Origin of the sequence: Cohnella hashimotonis (genome assembly GCF_030014955.1) — a bacterium.
GTDB classification, from domain to species: domain Bacteria; phylum Bacillota; class Bacilli; order Paenibacillales; family Paenibacillaceae; genus Cohnella; species Cohnella hashimotonis.
Genome location: NZ_JAGRPV010000001.1, coordinates 7,583,601 through 7,601,538 on the forward strand (window position 1 = coordinate 7,583,601; position 17,938 = coordinate 7,601,538).

Below are 17,938 nucleotides of genomic sequence, written 5' to 3' on the forward strand. Positions count from 1 at the left end.
CCTCCTGTCTGCGGTCCTTATAAGCATAGGAAACCGGCTGCTCGGGGCAGCCGGTTATGGATAATTATAGGTAAAGGCGACGTTTATTTTTGCAGCGGATTTTTGACCACGATCGTGCCTGCAATAATATCATCGGAAATCTTCTTGAGCTTGTCAACATTTTCTTGGCCGATCGCATCGCTCAGCGGGGACTTGCTGTCTTTGTTGACGTACGTCAGGCCGACGCCGCCTTCTTTAAGCCCGTAGTCGCGAACGCCGTACGAGAAGTTGCCTTCAACGAAGTCCTTGACCGTCTCGTAGGCGACGGCGTCCGTGCCTTTGAGCTGCGCCAGGATGACTTGCTTGCCGTCGGTGTTGTCCGTATCTTGGCCGGACGTGTAGAAGCTCTTTTCGCCTGCGGCTTCGAAGACGCCGAGGTCGCCTGCGGCCGACATGCCGGCGATGAAGTCCGCGCCTTGCCCGTTTTGCTGCAGGGCCAGTTCCTTCGCCTTCGCAGGGTCGGTATAGCCGCCTACGTAGCCGACCAGGATCTTGATGTTCGGGTTGATCGACTTGGCGCCTTGCTCGAAGCCGCTCGTGTACTTGGAGAGGAGCGGAATATCCATGGCGACGACGTTGCCGACCGTGCCGCTCTTGGACACGAGCGCCGCTGCGGCACCGAGCAGGTACGAAGCTTCGTATTCGCGGAACGCGATAGAGCGAACGTTAGGCAGATCGACGACCGTATCGATGACGGCGAAGGCCTTGTCCGGGTATTCCGGCGCGATCTTCTTCAGGGCATCTTCGACCTGGTACGTCGAGGTGATGATTAGGTCGTAGTCGCCTGCCGCGGCCGTACGGATGTTCTGCTCGATCGAAGCCGGGTCCGTGGACTCGAGCGTCTTCACTTCTACGCCGAAGTCTTTACCGGCTTTCTCCAAGCCTTCTTGCATCAGCACGAAAAACGCGTTGACGCCGATCGGCTCGGGCGTGATGAGCGCGATCTTCTTCGGCTTGCCGTTCGAAGCCGCCGGCGCGGACGCGCCTTCGCTTGCCGTTGCGCTTCCGCTTGCCGGAGCGCTGCTGGAGGCGTTGTTGCCGTTGTTGTTTTTATTCGAACCGCATGCCGCCAGCACACCTGCGATCAGGACGAACATCAGAACGAGCGATAATGTTTTTTTCAACTGTCTCTCTCCCCCGAAAATACGTGCTTTTTAATTTCATATGTTAATATCCTAGAAGATCACTGGGGATTTGTCAATTCCATCTTCGTGGGATTCGACCCTATTTTCGACAAAATTCGATTTTTGGTCAAAACCTGCCTCCTTAGATGAACCGGGCAAGCGCTGGGGAACCATATTCCTGAAACGGTCCTGAATTCTATGTACGGATGCTCGTAGGCGCGTGCTTGCGCTGAGATTCGTGGCAGGTGTATGCGCAGTACAAATTTGGATATAGTATGCATGGATTCTCACTGCCGGGGGGTACACCATGAACTTGCAAACGGGAACCTATTATTGGCCGATCACCTTTCCCGAAGCCCCGTCCTTTCCCTCTCTGGAGGAAAATCTCACTTGCGACGTGGTCATCATCGGGGGCGGAAGTTCTGCCGCACAGTGCGCCTATTATTTGGCCGGCAGCGGACTTGAGGTCGTTGTGTTGGAAAAAGGGCGCATCGGAGGCGGCAGCACGAGCACGAACACCGCGATCATTCAATATTCGGGCGAGAAGATGTTCACCGCTCTGGTTAACACCTTTGGAGAGAATTACGTCGGGCGGCACCTGAAGCTGCTCAAAGAAGCCATCGACGAAATCGAGGCTGCCTCCCGAGGCGTGGATATCGATTGCGAATTCCGGCGCAGAGACACGCTTTATGCCGCGAGCTGCTCCGAGGACATCGACCGCTTGCGAATCGAATACGAATTCATCAAGCGTCATGGCATCAAAATCGATTTTTGGAATCGCCCTCAAATCGAAGAAAAATACCCGTTCAGCCGAGACGCGGCGATCTACTCCTATGACGATGGCGAGCTGAATCCATACAAATTCACCCATGCGTTATTTCAATTTGCGGCGAATCGGGGAATCCGCATCTATGAACATACCGCGATGAACGGCCATCGTTACGACCGGCAGCGGCAGCGCATGATCGTCACTACGAACACAAGGAAAGAAATCAACGCACGACATGTCATCTTTGCGGCGGGCTATGAGAATATGGAGATTCGCAAAGAGAAGCAAGCCTCTTTCGTGAGCACCTACACCGTTACGACCCAACCTGTGGCGGACCTGTCATCCTGGCACAACAGAACGCTTCTGTGGGAGACGGCACGCCCGTATTTGTATATGCGAACAACGGTCGACAACCGGATCATCGTCGGCGGCCTGGACGAAAATACAGCTTATCCGGAGCGTCGAGACAGCAAACTGATTCATAAGAAGGATATGCTGCTTGCCGCGTTCAATCGCCTGTTCCCCGACATTCAGGTAGAGCCGGCCTTCTATTCTGCCGCTTTTTACGGCGGAATGGCGGACGGTCTGCCCATCATCGGGAAGTACGAGGAATATCCGAACAGCTACTTCTTGCTCGCATATGGCGACAACGGAACCGTATACAGTCAACTGCTGGCCAAGCTTATCGTTCAGGAAATCGTCGAAGGGCATAGCCCCGACTTGGCGCTATATTTGCAGGATAGGCCTCTTTTGCAGGCTTTAGTCGATCAATGATGGGCTAGCCTCTCTTCGTTGACTCGCACCAATTAAGGCCGAGCTAGTCGCAGAAATGGCGGCTGTCTCGGCTTTCTTTAGTTTCGTTTGTTGCGCTGATACCTAGCGGATGAGGTGCGTTCTTCAGCGCGACACACGCTCGGGGCCAGGCAGCGTCCTCTGGGTAGCGTACCGATACTATGCTACACTTCGTTTAGGTCAATCATGATGCGATACCGGAGGAGATTCGCCATAGCCAGATCCATCGCAAAAACGATATATGCGGGCGCTGTATCCGGCATCGTGCTCGGTGTCGTCTTAAAGCTCGTCGAGCAGGCGACCGCGAAGCCCGTCTATACGCTGCTGCTGAACGTGGACTACGTGCCTGTCGTCAACCGAATCTCACTGCCAGAATGGGTAGCGTTCGCGATTCATCTGTCGATCTCCGTCGCGCTCGGTCTCTGCTTGTCTTGGTGGATGAACCGCAAGAGCGTAGAGCCAAGTCGCATGACGCGTTATGCGACCTGCGTCGGGCTCGCCGTCGGACTCTGCCTGTACCCGACTTCCGCCCTGTCCGACCGTACGCCGATCCTGACCGACGGGTCCGCGTTCCTGTACTGGATGGCCGCTCACACCCTGTACGGCGCGACGCTGGGCACACTGCTTACCCGGACGGCGAGACGTCAATGACGATCTGAATTATTGAATTGGCTTGTGATACGGTTCTCCGAGCTGTCTGTAACGGCAAGTTTTTTCGCTTCCGCCTTTTCGAGTATGGACTTCCATGGAAAAAACCGCTAAAACCTTCACATGAAAGCATATATAATGATCGTGCAACACAAAAGCCCCCTTTCACGAAGTTTCAACTTTTTCAGGAGGGATGAACATGTTGGTCATCTCCGAAAACGAGCCTCTTGCGGTCACCTTGGTCGAGGCAATTCGCACAGGCGATGTCCAGGGATTGCAGAAACTGCTCACCGGGAATCCTGGACTTGCTACGGCGAGAATTATTGGAGCAGATACGTGCAACGGGAACGTGTCGCGTACGCTGCTGCATGTGGCTACCGACTGGCCCGGCCATTTTCCAAACGGTGCGGCGACGGTGGCCGAATTGGTCAAAGCTGGTGCTGAGGTGAACGCTCGAATCACCGGCGGCACTCATGTCGAGACACCTCTTCATTGGGCTGCGAGCAGCGATGATATCGAGGTGCTCGACACGCTTCTCGATGTCGGCGCTGATATTGAGGCGTCTGGTGCGGTCATCGCCGGTGGAACACCGCTGGACGATGCAGTGGCGTTTGGGCAGTGGAAGGTTGCACACCGGCTGATTGAGCGCGGTGCAGATTTCACGCTCTGGCACGCGGCCGCGCTTGGACTATTGAATGACATGGAAGCCCACTTTGCCGGGACCACACTTTCACGGCGATATCCGTGGGGAGCCAGCCACAATCCACCCCCGGACGAAGTTACCGTCGCCTTCTGGTGCGCTTGCCACGGCGGACAGCGACACTCTGCCGAGTATTTGCTCGAACGAGGGGCCGAACTGAACTGGATTTCCGTATGGGACGGACTGAGCCCTTTGGATGCAGCACAACGAAGCGCTACCGGCGAAGTGGTTCAGTGGTTACGCAACCGAGGCGCTAAATCCGCCAAAGAACTGCATCGTTAAGACATCGTAAATAGTCCCCTCCTGGCCATCAGATGGGGACTCGGGGATCCTATTTGTAGTAGAAAAACGCGACAGGTTAGAGGAAGCAATGCATCCAGCGCACTGGCAGCTTGCGGGCCGGGCAACTGCGGCAGCTTCTCCAACACATACAGCTCGCAGAAGCCGCTTGCGACATAAAAATACACCGCCTGCGTCCTAAGTCCACATGGCGATGTATTTGATGAAATAGTACTGCTATTCGTCTTTTGGGTTCTCTTCGTCTCCAACCGCAATCGGATTCTCCTCATAACTAATCCAATCGCTCCAGCTCCCTGCGTACAGCCTCACGTTCGTGTAGCCCGCCTCCTGCAGCGCCAGCACGTTCGGCGTGGCGGTGACGCCGGAGCCGCAGTAGACGATGAGCGGCGCGTCCTGCGCCAGCCCCGCGAAGCGCGCGGCTTGGGCGTTCTCGTCGCGCCAGCCGCCCCGCTCGTCCAGCGCGTCCTTCCAGAAGCGGTTGATCGCGCCCGGGATATGGCCTGCGGCCTTGTCGAGCGGCTCGACCTCGCCGCGATAGCGCGCCGGCTCCCGAGAGTCGATCAGCGTCGCCTGGTCCGTGCCGAGCAGCTCGCGCACGTCGTCGACCTCGGCGAGCATGCTGTGCCGCACCTCGGCCAGGAACGGCGCCGGAATGCGCACCTGCTGCTCCGCATTCACCGGGAAGCCGGCATCGCGCCAGGCCGCGAAGCCTTGATCAAGCACGAAGACCTGGTCGTGCCCGAGATACTTGAGCAGCCACCACAGCCGCGAAGCCATCGCGCCGCCCTGATCGTCATAGGCGACGACGCGCGACGTGTTGCCGATGCCGACGCGGCTGAAGGTGCCGGTGAGCTGCGCGGCGTCCGGCAGCGGGTGGCGTCCGCCATGGCCGTCGGCATCGACCGGGGCGGACAGATCCTTTTCAAGATCGAGGTAGACGGCGCCCGGGATATGGGACGCTTCGTAAGCCTCGCGGCCCGCGTTCTCCTGGCCTTTGCCCATCTGGAAGCGGCAGTCGACGATAACCAGGTCCGATTCGTAAAGACGGGCCAGCAGCCATTTGAGCGATACGATATGATTCAAGGAACAACGCCTTCTTTCCGATAGGGGTATACAGGCATTATACCGGATCGGGCAGCGCCGCAGAAAGGCCGGGGCGGGATATGCCGAAATGCCATCCCAACGCAGGCGGACAAACAGCGCGACGATGCGGCGTGTCAGCTTGGGTACGGCAAGCCAGCGTGTGTAAGGCGTGTCAGCGTGGGTACGGCGCGCCAGCGTAGCCACGCGTGTCAGCGCAGCCGCGCCGTTGCTAGGCCGCGAGCCGCGCCGCCGCACGTGCAGCCTTACGGCTTGCCGCCGTAGCGACGGCAGCCACAGCGAGCAACAGCAGCGCGAAGCCGGCCAGCACCCACCGCGACTCGTCGCCGCCCAGGGCGTCCAGGCTCCAGCCGACGAGCTTCGGCAGCACCGCGCCGCCAAGGAGGCCGCACGCGATGAGCAGGCTCGTCGTGCGCTCCGTCATGCCGGGCGCGTAGCGGTTCGCGAAGACGAGCGCGATCGCGAACATACCGCTCATCGCGAGGCCCGCGACGGCCGCCAGCGCGAACATCGGCGCCGCGCCGCCGAAGAAGCCCATCAAGATGAAGGCGAGAGCGGCGATTCCGCACATCGACATCAGATAAGACGTGCTGCCGATCCTGTCGGCCAGATGTCCGGCGAACAGCCGACCGATCGTCATGGCGCCCCAGAACACGCCGAGCGCCAGCGCCGCGGTCGCCTCCGTGATGCCGCCCTCCTGGACGAGCAGCGTCGGCAGGTAGTGGGCGTAGCTCATCTCGAAGCCGACATAGAGAAAGAAAAACGCAGTGCACGCGATTAGCACCCAGCGCGCCGGACCCGTGCCGAGCAGCGGGAGCCTCGCAGGAGGCTGCCGTCTCTTGCCGGGCGCATCCGCTTGTGCGGCGCCGGCCGGCGCGGCGTCCAGAATCTTCGGCCAGAAGATAGCCCACAGGATGACAGTCGCCGCCGCCAGAGCGCCCACCACGCCGAATGCGAGCCGCCACCGGTCGATGTCGATGAGCAGCGCCCCGACGAGCGGCATGACGAGCGCGCCCAAGCCGAACGATACCTCGACGCGGCTCATCGCCACGTTCGCTCGCTCGCCGGCGGAGCCGATAATAAACGAGCCGACGACCGCTTCCGTAATTCCGAATCCAAAGCCCGCGACCGGTCCCAGGACGAGCATCGCGCCCCAGGGCGGCGCCAGCGTATATGCGATCTCTGCCGCAGCGCTCAGCGAGATCGCGCCGAGCAGCAGCGTGCGTCTGCCGAGCCTGCGCATCAGCCAAGGCGCGAAGAGCGTACCCGCGAGGCCCCCGAGAAATTGATTCATGACGAGCTGACCGCCGTCCCCATAGCGCACGCCGTACGCGCCGACCATCGGCTCCATCACCGCGCCGACCACGAGCTGGCCGAGGCCGACCGTCAGATACGCCAGACATCCTAACCAAATAAGCCGAATCATGAAAAGCAAACTCCTTCCGACCCGCCGCCTTCCGGCGAATCTTTTCCGTCGAGCCCCTCCATCATAGCACGGCGTCCGCGCGAAGGTCATGACGCATTTGGCCGTTCCTGTCGCCGATTTTGATCGCCGATGCGTCTTCGCGCCCTGTCCCGTCCGGACGTTCCCCTTTATAATAGATACCGGACAGCTTCACTCCACGGAGTAACGATCAGACAGCTAGGGGGCCCGCCGCGATGAACAAGCCGCAATTCCATATCTGGCCGATGTCCGAATCGGACGCCGCGGCCATATGCGAATGGCGCTACCCCGCGCCGTACGAGCAGTTCCGCTGGCCGTCCTGGCATGCCATGACCCGCAGCGGCAAGGAGTTCGGAGACCCCGAGATCCGCAGGCGGCAGTACGTTTCTATATGTGACGAAAACAGCGCGCTCGTGGGATATGCCCAGTTCTTTCCGATGGAGGGTGTCGTACGTCTCGGGATGGGCATGCGTCCAGACCGCTGCGGGAATGGCGGCGGCGCCGACTTTGCCCGCGCGATCGCGCTGGAAGCCGGACGCCGTTATCCCGGCGCGCAGATCGACCTGGAGGTCGAGACCTGGAATACGAGGGCGGTTCGGGCCTATGAAAAGGCAGGCTTTAAATGCACGGATCGATATTCGCGCCAATCGACCCAAGGCGAGGTCAACGTCTACTGCATGGTGTTCGGCGGTTAATGCCGTCGTCGCATAGAAAAACCCGCGCATCCATCCGATGCAGCGGGTTTTCTTCGTACTAGTCGAACAGGTCGCCGAAGACGTCCAGAACGCTCTTTTTCTTCTTTTTCTTATAATAATCGCTGTTGTGCTTGCCATAGGGCTGCTGGTGCGAATCGTAGGACGGCTGCGGCGGGTAATTCGACTGCTGGGCGTAGCGCCTGCGATCGTCATCGTCGTCCCGGTAATGCCACTCGTTGTATTCGGCGCGCACTTCCCGTACGTCGTTCATCAGCTTGTCCAGCTCTCCGCGGTCCAGCCAGACGCCCTTGCAGCTCGGGCAAACGTCGATCAGAATTCCGTTTTTCTCCACCTCGCGCATGCGCGAATCCTCGCAAATCGGACAATTCAACTTGATCTGCCTCCTTTGCCTGTTTTCCACTACTACGGATGAATGCGCTATCGGTTGCAGATTGCCTTGCGCCGCCTTTTTTTATTCACAAAAACATATCTTCAACCTCTAACAGTTTGGTTGGAAAATGTCGATAAACCTATTACCGTGTCGCTGAAGGGCCCTCTTCCGCCAGGACTAGAAATCTATAGAACATTCGGGGTGCGAACCATATGAAAAACTCTACGCTAATCGGACTCGTGCTTGGCTTCGCCTCATTGATCATCGGTATGATCCTGAAGGGCGCGCCGCTGGGATCGCTGATCAGCAATCCGGCTGCATACGTCATTATCGTCGCAGGCACGATCGCTTCCGTCTGCATGGCCTTCCCGATGCGCGACCTCGCGAAGGTCCCCAAGCTTTTCAAGCTCATCTTCTCCGAGCCGAAGCTGCTCTCCCGCCAGGAAGTCATCGGCATGTTCGTCGACTGGGCTTCGATCACCCGCCGCGAAGGCCTCTTGGCGCTTGAAGCCCGCGTCGAAGAGATCGAGGATCCTTTTCTGAAAAGCGGAATGCGCATGATCATCGACGGCAACGACCAGGATTTCGTGCATGACGTGCTGCTCGAGGACATCTCGGCAACCGAGGATCGGCACAGATCCGGCGCCCTGATCTTCTCCCAAGCCGGCATGTACGCGCCGACGCTCGGCGTACTCGGGGCCGTCGTCGGCCTGATCGCCGCGCTCGGTCACCTTGAGGATATGGGCGAGCTCGCCCACGCCGTCGCCGGCGCGTTCGTCGCGACCGTACTCGGTATTTTCACCGGCTACGTCCTCTGGCATCCGATCGCCAACAAGCTTAAGCGCTTGTCCAAGCGCGAAGTGCAGCTGAAGCTGATGATGGTCGAAGGCCTGCTCTCCATCCAGTCCGGCGTATCAACGACGGCCATCCAGCAGAAGCTGTCCGTCTTCCTGACGCCGACCGAACGTCTGGCCATGGCCCAGAAGGAGGATTCGGACCGTGAGCAAAAAGCATCGGCATGAAGAACACGAGGAGCACGCGGACGAATCCTGGCTCCTCCCTTACTCCGACCTCATGACGCTGCTGCTCGCGCTGTTCATCGTGCTGTACGCGGCGAGCTCGGTCAACGTTTCCAAGCTCGAGGAGCTTAGCCAGGCGTTCAAGACCGCGTTCTCCTCCGGCATCAGCATCCTGGACAAGTCCGCCGCCGTCCAGAGCGACGCCAACGACCTGGGCAAGCGGCAGCGCGAACAGCAAGCCGATACCAACAAGGATCGCGATTCGCTGACCCGTACGGAGCAGAGCGCCCGCCAGACGCTCGCCAAGCAGGAGCAGGAGAATCTCGAGAAGCTGAAAAAGCAGCTCGACCAATATATTAAAAAAGGCGGCTTGTCGAGCCAGCTCGAGACCAACCTGAACCAGTCCCAGCTCATGATCACGATCCGGGACAACGCGCTGTTCCCGTCCGGCACCGCCAACGTGAAGCCGGAGGCACGCAAGCTGGCCGTCGCGATCGGCAACATGCTGAAGGCCTATCCCGACTATGAGATCATCGTATCGGGACACACGGACAACCAGCCGATCAGCACGTTCGAATTCGCCTCCAACTGGGAACTCAGCTCCAAGCGCGCGATCAACTTCATGAAGATCTTGCTGGAAAACCAGGCCTTCGACCCGCGCAAATTCAGCGCGATCGGCTATGGCGAATATCGGCCGCTCGACTCGAATGACACCGATGCCGGCCGGTCCAAAAACCGCCGCGTCGAAGTCTCGATCCTGCGCAAGTACACCGACAACACGACGGAGAGCATGAAGCTGGACGCCATCGCGCACGAAGCCTCCGCCATCAGCGTCAATTAACTGCTTAAGACCCCTTCAGTCTTCGGACGGAAGGGGGTTTTTATGTATTTGAAGTCAGCCGGGAGCGACCGGTCGACGCGAGGGCGGCGCCTCTCGCAGAGCAGGCGATGGCGCCGTTCAGCGCCACCGCTTCCCCGAGCGCTCAGTCCACCTGCTCCTTCGCTTCCGCCTCGGGCGCCGAAGGCTCCAAGCGCTGCGCCCCCGCGCTTGCTTCCCATCTCCGCAGCAGGCCCGCCAGCTCCGCCCAGGTCACCGCCCTGCCCGCGGCCGGCGCCGGTCCTTGTACCAATCCGCGCGCGAGCAGCCACTGCAGCTCTGCCCCGTCCGCCACGCTCATGCCCGTACGAAGCTCGTCCTGCGCTCCACCTCCGGCTCTCTTTTCCGCTTCGCCGACGCCATTCCCATTGCCATTCATTCGGCTCTCTCCTCCTTTGCCTGCCCATTCCAGCATCCGCCGCCAGATCGCCACCGTACCGCTGCCGTCCCGGCGCACCGGGTGGAGGATGCCGTCCAGGTCCTCCCAATAAGTCCACTTCCGATAAATGGCGGACCTCCCTGCGGCGTTCTCCGCCGGCTCGCATCCATGTACGAACCGCTCGGGTGAGGCGTACCGCGCAAGCCTCAGCATATGCGACTCGACGGCTTGCTCAATCGCTTCTGCCTTGGAGTCGGTACGGCTCCATCCCACCCCTTCTACGCCCGCCCCGCCGGTTCCCCAGCCGAGCTCCTCTACGCCTCTCCCTCGCCACGCATTCGTTTCGTGTACGGCGTGACAAAATGCCAGATCCCCGCGCAAGCCGTGCCGCTCGCCCGCCTCGAGATAACGCACGGCCAGGTCCGGCGCCTCGGGATTGCGCCGCGCGACGTAGCCCCGCATCTCCTCCGCCGTGCAGCGAGCAGCGCCGAGTATCGGCGTCTTGCCCGCGGCCGTCAGATCGGTCGCCTGCCTGAACCGCTCCGTCCATCCCCTTTTTCTCAATTCGCATGCCCCCTCCTCCGCCACCAGGGCGGCTCGTCTACACGCCTATGTATATTCGCGTCCGGCCGCTCATTTGAACTTCTTTTGCACTCTGTTACAATAAAAATCAGTTATACCCACACCCTTGCACAATATGTGAATAACTCTGTGGAAAAGCCCCGAGTTATCCACAAATCTATACACACCATGTTAACAACGAATGCATGTTCGCGGGACGAGTGAGAGGAGAACACGGTACGTGACGGAAGACGAGAAGTGGATGCTGGAAGCGATCAAGCAAGCGGAGGAGGCGGAAAAACTAGGCGAGGTGCCCATCGGTGCGGTCGTCGTCAAGGAGGGGCGTATCGTTGGAGCGGGGTATAACCTGCGGGAGACGAGCCTCGATCCCACGTCTCACGCGGAGATGGTCGCCATACGGCAAGCCAGCGACTCGCTGGGCGCTTGGCGCCTGCTGGGCTGCACGCTGTACGTGACGCTCGAGCCCTGCCCGATGTGCGCCGGCGCGATTCTCCAGTCCCGCGTCGAACGGGTCGTGTACGGCGCTCCGGATCCGAAGGCGGGCTGCGTGGGCACGCTGATGGATCTGCTGCAGGACGCGCGCTTCAACCATCGTGCCGAATGGACCTCAGGTGTGCTGCAGGAGCCGTGCGCAGATTTGCTCAGGCTTTTTTTCAGGCGGCTGCGATCAAGAAAGTGAAGGCGGCGGCTCCCCGTCGGACTTGGCTTCGATTTTCTTCAGGCTTTGCCCTTCCATATGCATGCGCTGCAGCTGGACGATGAGGCGGTCCGCCTCTTCGCTGACGGCGACGATCTCCGGATCGGTCAGCTTGTCCAGCTGGGAGGCCATCTCGCACAGCCTGCGCTGGAGCAGCTCGAGACGATAGATTAACGGGTGGGGATCCAATGGTTCAGCCCCTTTCTGTAGTGATCGCTAAGATGCATAAGCAGCCTTGCAACCGTGCGAATGAGTATACTTATTATAAATGAAGAAGTTTTCGATTAATGTTGAATAATGTCGAGCAAAACGAGTAAATTTCTCTCATTTTTTGACACCTATTTTCTTTCAAATTTCGCAGCCTGTGCGGAATAAAGAGAGGAGCTTCGCGCGTGAATCGACATCTTTTGCTGGTCGAGGACGACGCCTCCCTGCATCGCGGCATCGCGTTCACGCTGAGGCAGGAAGGCTTCGACGTGACCGGCGTCTACAAACTGGCCGAGGCCAGGTCTGCGGTAGCCGGAGGCGGACAGGCTTTCGATCTGATCGTGCTGGACGTCCAGCTTCCGGACGGGAGCGGCTTTGACTTCTGCGCGGAGCTCCGCGGAGCCCGGAACGAGACGCCGATCGTCTTTCTGACCGCGAGCGATACGGAATTGGACGTCGTGCGGGGGCTTGATCTGGGCGGGGACGATTATATTACGAAGCCTTTCCGGCTGCGAGAGTTTCTGTCCCGGATTCACGCGGTGCTAAGGCGGCGAGGCCCGGCAGCGGATCCGAGGTCGGGGGAAGAGCCGGGGCTGTCGTCCGGCAACCTGCGCCTGCATCCCGCGGAGATGCGGCTGCTCAAGGACGGAAGCGAGGTGACGCTCAGCGTGACGGAGTTCAGGCTGCTGTCGCTGCTCATGGCCCATCCGCGCGCCGTACTGTCCAAGGAGCAGATCTTGCGGCAGCTCTGGCAGCACGACGGGGCGTTCATCGACGACAACACGGTCGCCGTCAATGTCCGCAGGCTCAGGGAGAAGATCGAGGACGATCCCCAGCAGCCGCAAAAAATACTGACCGTGCGCGGCGCGGGGTACAAATGGAACGGATAGCGGACAGCCAGCGTGACGGTGGACAAGAAGCGGGCGAGAATGCTGCGTCGGCGCAGGACAAGCCTGTCCGCACGTTCAAGCCAGGCTGGCGGCGCATGTGGCGCAGCGCGGGCGTCCGGCGATTGGTTGTCATTTTCCTGCTGGCCTTCGGAACGGCCGCGCTCCTGCTGTGGGCGTACTCGGCGTACAGCGCCGACCGGCTGCGCAAGGAGTGGATCGCCCGGGAGACGGCTGCGCTGGGCGCGCTTGCGGCGCGCGACCCGGCGCTCGCCGAGGCCTGGGCCCGGCAGCTCGGCGCGGGCGACGCCACCCCAGCGGAGGCAGCGATTGGGCGCGAGCTCGCCGCCCGCTACGGCATCGACGGCGAGCTGGACGCCGCGCTGGTCCCGCTCGTAGAACGGCGGCGTTCGCGCGAGTGGCCGCTGCTTGCCGTCGGCGTCTTTGGGCTGCTCGCCGCGCTGCTGCTCGCCCTGCTGCGCGAATCGCGGCAGCAGCTGGCCGAAGTGCGCGGCCTTGCGGGTTCGCTGGAGGCGGCCGTCAAGGAGAACCGGCCGATGAAGTTCCGCATTTACGCCGAAGGCGAGCTGGGGCTCCTGGCGCATCAGGTCCAGGAGCTGTCGCTGCGCCTGCAGGAGACGATCGCGCAGCTGAGCCGGGACAAGGACTTCCTCCGCGATACGATCGCGGACATTTCCCACCAGCTCAAGACGCCGCTCGCCTCACTCACGGTCTACGTCGAGCTTCTTCAGGGCGGCGGGATCGGTCCGGCGGAGCAGGAGGAGTTTCTGCGGACGTGCGCACGCGAGCTGGAGCGCATGGATTGGCTCATCCAGATGCTGCTGAAGCTCGCCAGGCTGGAAGCGGGCAGTCTCCCGATGCAGCTCGAACGAGCGCCGATGGCCGACACGGTACGGATGGCGACGCATGCGATCGGTCGCCTTGCCGAGGAACGGAAGGTGGAGATCTCCCTTGATGGGCCGGCCGAGCCGGTCGTTGTGCCGCACGACCCGAGATGGCTGTCGGAAGCGTTAGCCAATCTCGTCAAGAACGCGGTCGAGCACAGCCCGCCGAGCGGCGTCGTGAAGATCGCTTGGGAGACGACGCCGATTTTTGTCCGCCTGCGGGTGACCGACCAAGGCGCCGGGATCGATGCGCGAGACGAGCCGCATATTTTCAAGAAGTTCTATCGCGCGGCATCCGGCCAGGCAGGGGGCAGCGGCGTCGGCCTCGGTCTCCCCCTCGCCAAGACGATCGCGGAGCGGCACGGGGGGATGCTGTCGGCCGGGAAGGCCGAGGGAGGCGGCACGGTTTTCACGCTGACCCTTCCGTTGACGCAACTGCCCGTTTCGTAGCTTCCTTACAGATCTGTAAGCGGCGGCCCCTTCTCCTGTAAGGTTGAGCCCCTATACTGAACCTCGTGATCAGTTAGACTGCAATCGCGAGGAAAGGATGATCCACCCTATGAATAACGTCATTGAAGCTGCCGGCTTAAGCAAGTCCTACGGCAAAGACAGCACGCTCGTCGAAGCGCTGCGCAACGTCACGTTTTCCATCCCCCAAGGCGAGCTCGTCGCCATCGTCGGCGCCAGCGGCTCCGGCAAGAGCACGCTGCTGCACCTGCTCGGAGGTCTCGACCGCCCGACCGGCGGCGTCGTCCGCATCGACGGCGAGGATCTCTACGCGCTGAAGGAGTCGCAGCGGGCGGTATTCCGCCGGCGCAAGATCGGCTTCATTTTCCAATCCTACAACCTGATCCCCGTCCTGAACGTCGAAGAGAACATCATGCTCCCGCTTCTGCTTGACCATCGTCAGCCCGATAAGGCCTATATCCGCGAGCTGATCGATACGCTCGGTCTCGGCCAGCGCCGCAAGCATCTGCCCTCCGAGCTGTCGGGCGGCCAGCAGCAGCGCGTCGCGATCGGCCGGGCGCTCGCCTACCGTCCCGCCATCGTGCTCGCCGACGAGCCGACCGGCAACCTCGACAGCGCGAACGGGCGCGAGGTGCTGGAGCTGCTGAAGCTGGCCGTGCGCCAATTCCACCAGACCGTCGTCATCATCTCGCACGATATGAACGTCGCCGCCGAAGCGGACCGGGTGCTGCGCATGCAGGACGGCCGTCTCGTCGGCGACAGCCGCGGGGGCGTGGTCCAATGAACGGCTACGGCGCGCTCGCAGGCAAGTATCTGAAGCAGCAAAAAAGGCGTACGGTCCTGACGATCGTCGGCATCCTCCTCTCGGTCGCGCTCATCAGTGCGCTCGCCACGATGGGCCAGAGCATGAAGGACAACGTGGTCGATCAGACGATTTATGACTATGGCGCTTATGAGATCGGCTACAGCTCCGCAACGACTGAGCTGCTGGAGACGCTGCAGCATCATGCGCTCATCAAGAAGGCCGGCGCGATACGCAAAGGCGAGCTTACGGAACTGGCGAAGGGTTACACGCTCCAGCTCTCGGAGGCGACGACCGCCGGCATCGAGCTGGCGCCGATCCATCTGCTGAAGGGGCGGTTCCCCTCGACAGCAGGGGAAGCCGTCGTCGAGGAGTGGGCGCTCGCCCAGCTTCCGGGCACGCCGGGACTCGGCGGCAAAGCCGAGCTCGCGAAGCCCGACGGCACCAGACAGACGTACGACATCGTCGGCGTTCTCAACAATCAGCGCAACAATATGACCTACGGCACCGGCGGCGCCTACACCTGGATCAGCGACGAAGCTGCGCTTACGGCCGTGCCCGGTACGCATTTGTCCGTCGCGGCTGTATTTAAGAAAGGCGTCAACATCAGCAAGCATCTGCCGGAATTCGAGAAGCTGGGGCCGGACAGCTATTTCGGCACGAATACGCAGCTGCTCGCCCTGAAGGGGGAGACCGCCGACCGGGGCCTGAACATGACGCTGATCGTCATATTCGGCGTGCTCATCGGCCTTGTCGTCCTGTCGACGATCGCCGTCATCTACAACGCCTTCAACATCGCCGTGCTCGAGCGCATGCGTCACTTCGGACTGCTGCGCACGATCGGCGCGACGCCGTCGCAGCTGCGCGGCATCGTGTTCCGCGAGGCCGGCCTGTTGGCGGCGTTAGGCATCCCCGCCGGTCTCGTCGTAGGCTACGGCGGACTCTGGCTCGTGCTTGAACTGATGACTGCGGCTGGCGCGGACATCCTCACCTTCGAAGGCTTCAAGCTGACGCTGCACGCCTGGATCATCGCCGGCAGCGCGATCGTCGGCCTGCTGGCGGTAATGCTCGCGGCCTGGCTGCCCGCTCGCAAGGCGAGCCGCGTATCGCCGGTCGATGCGGTCCGCGGCACGGGCAATATCGTGCGCGAGACGTACAGGCGCGTCCGGCTGCCTTCCGTCCTTCGCATGCTCGGGATCGAGGGCGACATGGCGTCCAAGAACATCCGGCGCAACCGCTCCAAGTTCCGGATCACCGCCTTCTCGATCGTCGTCAGCATCACGCTGTTTATCGTATTCCATTACTTTGCGCAGGAAGCGTTCAAGGTGGCCGTCAACGACTCGCGGGACGACCAGGTCGCTTTTCAGATGCTGTCCTCCTTCACGCAGACGCAGACTTCGGACAGCGATCAGTCCGGCAACGTCTCTCAGTCAAAGGAAGACGCGTTCGACGCAAAGACGGTTGCGGACATCGCGGCGTTATCGGGCGTAGAGCACGTCTACGGCCGCTATAACATGCCGGACGCGACGGTCTACCTGCCGACATCGAGACTGAATCGCGAATTTCTCTCTGCGATGGGCGACGACGTCTTCGCCAAGTCGACGCTCGGCGGCGAGGAAGTGCGCTTCGTGCCCGCCTATACGACGCTATACGATGAAGCGCGTCTCGAGCAGGCTGTTCCGTATCTCGTCTCGGGCACCGCCGATCCGGCGAAACTGTCTGAGGCCGGCGCCGTTCTCATCGTCCAGCGGGTGAAGCCTTTCGTCATCGCGGAAAACAAGAAGATCAACCTGAACCTCTCCGATTTGAAGATCGGGGACACGCTCTCCCTGAACTTCGGCGATCAGGAGAAGCCCCTGATGCGTCAGGTCAAGGTCGGCGGCATCCTGAGCCAGGCGCCGTTCAACCCCACGCTGCAGGACAACAGTCTGTACGTCATCGGCACCAAAGAGACGTACGCCGCGCTGCTCAAGGACGTGCCGGCGGACAAGGCGCCTTACGGGACCGCCCTGCGCGGCCTCGACATCGCGCTGGCCGACGGCGCGGACGGCAAGCCTGTCAAGCAGGCGCTGCAAGCGATCGCGGATCAAGACCCGTCCATCCGGCTGGTAGACTTTGTCGAGGAGCAGCGGCAGACGCGGCAGTTCAACGTACAGATGAAAATTTTCATCTACGGCTTCCTCGCCGTCATCGGCCTGATCGGCAGCCTGAACATCATTAACACGGTGCAGACGAATCTGATGCTCCGCCGCCGGGAATTCGGCCTGCTTCAGGCGGTCGGCATGACGATGAAGCAGCTGCGGCGCATGGCGACGCTCGAGGGCGTCTGGTTCGGCGTCATCGGCTCCTTCTGGGGCCTGCTGCTAGGCGTCGGCATCTGCTTCCTGCTGTACCGCCAGATGAATAACATCGAGGGCATCCCGTTTTCGTTCCCCGTCACGGGCGCGGCCATCTCTTGCGTCTTCGCGCTCGGCGTCGGACTGCTGTCCGTGCAAGGCCCGCTGCGCAAGATCGCCAAGGCGAGCGTCGTGGAGGAGCTTCGGGAAGAGGCGTGAGTCTTAGAAATAGACCAAAAGGTACGAAGCAGAGGCGTTTCCTGCTTCGTACCTTTTGCATTTCGAGACTATACAGCTTGCACGCCGTAAACGGCGCTCCCCCACCCGTCGTCGCACCAAGATAGCGCAATATTGCGCTATTCTCGTACACACGGACCTCACATCGCCCGCCCTCCGCTCACGCGACACTCAAGATAGCACAATATTGCGCTATTCCCGTACACACGGACCTCACATCACCCGCTCGCCACTCACGTGAGACTCAAGATAGCGCAATATTGCGCTATTCCCGTACACACGGACCTCACATCACCCGCTCGCCACTCACGTGAGACTCAAGATAGCGCAATATTGCGCTATTCCCGTACACACGGACCTCACATCGCCCGCTCGCCACTCACGTGAGACTCAAGATAGCGCAATATTGTGCTATTCCCGCACACACAGGCCTCACATCACCCGCTCGCACTCACGCGAGACTCAAGATAGCGCAATATTGCGCTATTCCCGCACACACAGGCCTCACCTGCACGCACTGGCCTCACCCGTACAGGCCT

At 60.9% G+C, this 17,938-nt stretch carries 17 protein-coding genes; 11 read left to right on the forward strand and 6 right to left on the reverse strand.

The window, feature by feature from the left end:
- Positions 1-83 precede the first annotated feature (83 nt).
- Positions 84-1,163, reverse strand: coding sequence for a BMP family lipoprotein (locus KB449_RS30255; protein WP_282911913.1), 1,080 nt, complete (start codon positions 1,161-1,163; stop codon positions 84-86).
- Positions 1,164-1,470: 307 nt separating this feature from the next.
- On the opposite strand from KB449_RS30255, the gene KB449_RS30260 reads away from it, so the two are divergent.
- The 3 genes from KB449_RS30260 to KB449_RS30270 all read left to right on the forward strand — a co-directional run bounded on the left by KB449_RS30260 (position 1,471) and on the right by KB449_RS30270 (position 4,354).
- Complete coding sequence (locus tag KB449_RS30260; RefSeq protein WP_282911914.1) at positions 1,471-2,706, forward strand: NAD(P)/FAD-dependent oxidoreductase; 1,236 nt, start codon at positions 1,471-1,473, stop codon at positions 2,704-2,706.
- Positions 2,707-2,988: 282 nt separating this feature from the next.
- Positions 2,989-3,375 (forward strand): hypothetical protein, encoded by a 387-nt coding sequence (locus KB449_RS30265; RefSeq protein ID WP_282911915.1) that lies wholly within the window; start codon positions 2,989-2,991, stop codon positions 3,373-3,375.
- A gap of 196 nt (positions 3,376-3,571) precedes the next feature.
- Entirely contained in the window at positions 3,572-4,354 is a 783-nt protein-coding gene (locus KB449_RS30270) for an ankyrin repeat domain-containing protein (RefSeq protein ID WP_282911916.1), read from the forward strand.
- Between the two features lie 234 nt (positions 4,355-4,588).
- Here KB449_RS30270 and KB449_RS30275 read toward each other — a convergent pair whose 3' ends face one another.
- Together KB449_RS30275 and KB449_RS30280 are read right to left on the reverse strand one after the other, a co-directional pair.
- Positions 4,589-5,455, reverse strand: a complete 867-nt coding sequence (locus KB449_RS30275; protein ID WP_282911917.1) for a sulfurtransferase — start codon at positions 5,453-5,455, stop codon at positions 4,589-4,591.
- 229 nt (positions 5,456-5,684) lie between these two features.
- Positions 5,685-6,899, reverse strand: a complete 1,215-nt coding sequence (locus KB449_RS30280) for an MFS transporter (RefSeq protein WP_282911918.1) — start codon at positions 6,897-6,899, stop codon at positions 5,685-5,687.
- Positions 6,900-7,132: 233 nt separating this feature from the next.
- Between KB449_RS30280 and KB449_RS30285 the strand changes: the two genes are divergently transcribed.
- A complete protein-coding gene (locus KB449_RS30285; RefSeq protein WP_282911919.1) occupies positions 7,133-7,612 on the forward strand; it encodes a GNAT family N-acetyltransferase in 480 nt (159 codons plus the stop codon).
- Between the two features lie 58 nt (positions 7,613-7,670).
- Here the strand turns inward: KB449_RS30285 and KB449_RS30290 are convergent, their stop codons facing one another.
- A complete protein-coding gene (locus tag KB449_RS30290; protein WP_282911920.1) occupies positions 7,671-8,003 on the reverse strand; it encodes a TFIIB-type zinc ribbon-containing protein in 333 nt (110 codons plus the stop codon).
- A 212-nt stretch (positions 8,004-8,215) separates the two neighbouring features.
- Between KB449_RS30290 and motA the strand changes: the two genes are divergently transcribed.
- Entirely contained in the window at positions 8,216-9,025 is an 810-nt protein-coding gene (motA, locus tag KB449_RS30295) for a flagellar motor stator protein MotA (protein WP_282911921.1), read from the forward strand.
- Positions 9,003-9,863, forward strand: coding sequence for a flagellar motor protein MotB (locus tag KB449_RS30300; RefSeq protein WP_282911922.1), 861 nt, complete (start codon positions 9,003-9,005; stop codon positions 9,861-9,863). Before motA ends, KB449_RS30300 begins: the two co-directional genes overlap by 23 nt.
- A 142-nt stretch (positions 9,864-10,005) precedes the next feature.
- Here the strand turns inward: KB449_RS30300 and KB449_RS30305 are convergent, their stop codons facing one another.
- Positions 10,006-10,842 (reverse strand): hypothetical protein, encoded by an 837-nt coding sequence (locus KB449_RS30305; protein ID WP_282911923.1) that lies wholly within the window; start codon positions 10,840-10,842, stop codon positions 10,006-10,008.
- A 199-nt stretch (positions 10,843-11,041) separates the two neighbouring features.
- On the opposite strand from KB449_RS30305, the gene tadA reads away from it, so the two are divergent.
- Positions 11,042-11,539, forward strand: a complete 498-nt coding sequence (gene tadA / locus KB449_RS30310) for a tRNA adenosine(34) deaminase TadA (RefSeq protein ID WP_282911924.1) — start codon at positions 11,042-11,044, stop codon at positions 11,537-11,539.
- Here the strand turns inward: tadA and KB449_RS30315 are convergent.
- Complete coding sequence (locus KB449_RS30315) at positions 11,528-11,746, reverse strand: aspartyl-phosphate phosphatase Spo0E family protein (RefSeq protein WP_282911925.1); 219 nt, start codon at positions 11,744-11,746, stop codon at positions 11,528-11,530. The two genes, tadA and KB449_RS30315, sit on opposite strands and share 12 nt — an antisense overlap.
- A gap of 203 nt (positions 11,747-11,949) precedes the next feature.
- Here KB449_RS30315 and KB449_RS30320 point away from each other — a divergent pair, with 203 nt between their 5' ends.
- The 4 genes from KB449_RS30320 (at position 11,950) to KB449_RS30335 (ending at position 17,381) form a co-directional block, all read left to right on the forward strand.
- Complete coding sequence (locus KB449_RS30320) at positions 11,950-12,654, forward strand: response regulator transcription factor (RefSeq protein ID WP_282911926.1); 705 nt, start codon at positions 11,950-11,952, stop codon at positions 12,652-12,654.
- Positions 12,642-14,006 carry a sensor histidine kinase gene (locus KB449_RS30325; RefSeq protein WP_282911927.1) on the forward strand — a complete coding sequence of 455 codons (1,365 nt, stop codon included), beginning with the start codon at positions 12,642-12,644 and terminating at the stop codon, positions 14,004-14,006. The genes KB449_RS30320 and KB449_RS30325 overlap by 13 nt, the downstream gene beginning before the upstream one ends.
- A 109-nt stretch (positions 14,007-14,115) precedes the next feature.
- Positions 14,116-14,808, forward strand: a complete 693-nt coding sequence (locus tag KB449_RS30330; protein ID WP_282911928.1) for an ABC transporter ATP-binding protein — start codon at positions 14,116-14,118, stop codon at positions 14,806-14,808.
- Positions 14,805-17,381: an ABC transporter permease gene (locus KB449_RS30335; protein ID WP_282911929.1), complete on the forward strand. Its 2,577-nt coding sequence runs from the start codon at positions 14,805-14,807 to the stop codon at positions 17,379-17,381. Before KB449_RS30330 ends, KB449_RS30335 begins: the two co-directional genes overlap by 4 nt.
- The last annotated feature ends 557 nt before the right edge of the window (positions 17,382-17,938 follow it).

Bases quoted from the DNA above. Each gene is read 5' to 3' on its own strand.
- KB449_RS30260 (WP_282911914.1), top strand. From the start codon at position 1,471: ATGAACTTGCAAACGGGAACCTATTATTGGCCGATCACCTTTCCCGAA.
- KB449_RS30270 (WP_282911916.1), top strand. From the start codon at position 3,572: ATGTTGGTCATCTCCGAAAACGAGCCTCTTGCGGTCACCTTGGTCGAG.
- KB449_RS30280 (WP_282911918.1), bottom strand. From the start codon at position 6,899: ATGATTCGGCTTATTTGGTTAGGATGTCTGGCGTATCTGACGGTCGGC.
- KB449_RS30285 (WP_282911919.1), top strand. From the start codon at position 7,133: ATGAACAAGCCGCAATTCCATATCTGGCCGATGTCCGAATCGGACGCC.
- motA (WP_282911921.1), top strand. From the start codon at position 8,216: ATGAAAAACTCTACGCTAATCGGACTCGTGCTTGGCTTCGCCTCATTG.
- tadA (WP_282911924.1), top strand. From the start codon at position 11,042: ATGCATGTTCGCGGGACGAGTGAGAGGAGAACACGGTACGTGACGGAA.
- KB449_RS30325 (WP_282911927.1), top strand. From the start codon at position 12,642: ATGGAACGGATAGCGGACAGCCAGCGTGACGGTGGACAAGAAGCGGGC.
- KB449_RS30330 (WP_282911928.1), top strand. From the start codon at position 14,116: ATGAATAACGTCATTGAAGCTGCCGGCTTAAGCAAGTCCTACGGCAAA.
- KB449_RS30335 (WP_282911929.1), top strand. From the start codon at position 14,805: ATGAACGGCTACGGCGCGCTCGCAGGCAAGTATCTGAAGCAGCAAAAA.